This window comes from Streptomyces sp. NPDC048734 (assembly GCF_043198675.1).
In the GTDB taxonomy this organism is placed as follows: domain Bacteria; phylum Actinomycetota; class Actinomycetes; order Streptomycetales; family Streptomycetaceae; genus Streptomyces.
In genome coordinates this window covers 1-2,158 of sequence record NZ_JBICUZ010000037.1, presented here as the reverse complement: position 1 = coordinate 2,158, position 2,158 = coordinate 1, and the positions used below count along the sequence as shown (strand labels likewise).

General features: G+C 71.1%; 2 protein-coding genes. Both read left to right on the top strand.

Features of this window, described 5'->3' with window-relative positions; genetic code table 11:
* Nucleotides 1–882: sulfate adenylyltransferase subunit CysD (gene cysD / locus ACGFQC_RS35765; RefSeq protein ID WP_363093108.1), on the top strand; the 882-nt coding region annotated here is incomplete at its 5' end.
* Between the two features lie 2 nt (nucleotides 883–884).
* A partial coding sequence (locus tag ACGFQC_RS35760; protein WP_363093107.1) for a GTP-binding protein occupies nucleotides 885–2,158 on the top strand: 1,274 nt, incomplete at its 3' end.

Genomic DNA, 2,158 nt, shown 5'->3' with positions numbered 1-2,158 from the left:
CACCTGGACTCCCTGGAGTCGGAGGCGGTGCACATCTTCCGGGAGGTGGCGGGGGAGTTCGAGAACCCGGTGATCCTGTTCTCCGGGGGCAAGGACTCCATCGTCATGCTGCACCTGGCGCTGAAGGCGTTCCGGCCGGCGCCGGTGCCGTTCTCGCTGCTGCACGTGGACACCGGGCACAACTTCCCCGAGGTCCTCGACTACCGCGACCGTGCGGTCGCGCGGCACGGGCTGCGGCTGCACGTCGCCTCGGTGCAGGACTACATCGACCGGGGTGTGCTCAGGGAGCGTCCGGACGGGACCCGTAACCCGCTGCAGACGCTGCCGCTGACGGAGAGGATCCGTACCGAGCGGTTCGACGCGGTCTTCGGCGGTGGCCGGCGCGACGAGGAGAAGGCCCGTGCCAAGGAGCGGGTGTTCTCGCTGCGCGACGAGTTCTCCCAGTGGGACCCGCGCCGCCAGCGCCCGGAGCTGTGGAACCTGTACAACGGCCGGCACGCCCCCGGTGAGCACGTGCGTGTCTTCCCGCTGTCGAACTGGACCGAGCTGGACGTGTGGCAGTACATCGCCCGTGAGGGCATCGAGCTGCCGGGGATCTACTTCGCGCACGAGCGGGAGGTGTTCCGGCGGGCCGGGATGTGGCTGACCGCCGGCGAGTGGGGCGGGCCGAAGGAGGGCGAGAGGGTCGAGAAGCGCCTGGTGCGCTACCGCACCGTGGGGGACATGTCCTGCACCGGCGCCGTCGACTCCGACGCGCTGACGCTGGAGCAGGTCATCGCCGAGATCGCCGCGTCCCGGCTGACCGAGCGCGGCGCGACCCGTGCCGACGACAAGATGTCCGAGGCCGCGATGGAAGACCGCAAGCGCGAGGGGTACTTCTAGCCATGAGCACGATCACGACCGGGGAACTCTCGGCCACCACCCTGCTGCGGTTCGCCACCGCCGGTTCCGTCGACGACGGCAAGTCCACCCTGGTGGGCCGGCTGCTGCACGACTCCAAGTCGATCCTCACCGACCAGCTGGAGGCCGTCGAGCGCGTCTCGGCGAGCCGCGGCCAGGAGGGTCCCGACCTCGCGCTGCTCACCGACGGCCTGCGCGCCGAACGCGAGCAGGGCATCACCATCGACGTGGCCTACCGCTACTTCGCCACGCCCCGGCGCCGGTTCATCCTCGCCGACACCCCCGGCCACGTGCAGTACACCCGCAACATGGTCACCGGTGCCTCGACGGCCGAGCTGACGGTGGTCCTGGTCGACGCCCGCAACGGGGTGGTGGAGCAGACCCGCCGCCACGCCGCGATCGCCGCCCTGCTGCGCGTCCCGCACGTCGTCCTCGCCGTCAACAAGATGGACCTCGTCGGCTACGAGGAGTCCGTGTTCGCGGCGATCGCCGAGGAGTTCACCGCCTACGCGGGCGAGCTGGGCGTTCCCGAGGTCACCGCGATCCCGATCTCGGCGCTCGCCGGGGACAACGTGGTGGAGCCGTCGGCGACCATGGACTGGTACGGCGGGCCGACCTTCCTCGAACACCTGGAGACGGTTCCGGTCAGCCACGACCTGGCGCACTGCCACGCCCGGCTGCCCGTGCAGTACGTGATCCGGCCGCAGACCGCCGAGCACCGCGACTACCGCGGCTACGCCGGCCAGATCGCCGCCGGCACCTTCCGCGTCGGCGAGCAGGTCACCGTCCTGCCGTCCGGCCGCACCACCACGATCGCGGGCATCGACCTGCTCGGCACGCCGGTCGACGTGGCCTGGAGCCCGCAGTCGGTGACCGTCCTGCTCGCCGACGACATCGACGTCTCGCGCGGCGACCTGATCGTGCCCGGCAAGGACGCGCCACCCACCACGCAGGACGTCGAGGCGACCGTCTGCCACGTCGCCGACGCCCCCCTGACCGTCGGCCACCGGGTGCTGCTCAAGCACGCCACCCGCACCGTCAAGGCGATCGTCAAGGACATCCCCTCCCGCCTCACCCTCGACGACCTGTCCCCGCACCCCCACCCCGGACAACTCGTCGCCAACGACATCGGCCGCGTGAAGATCCGCACCGCCGAACCACTCCCCCTCGACGCCTACGCCGACTCGCGCCGCACCGGCTCCTTCATCCTGATCGACCCGAACGACGGCACCACCCTCACCGCCGGCATGGTCGGCGA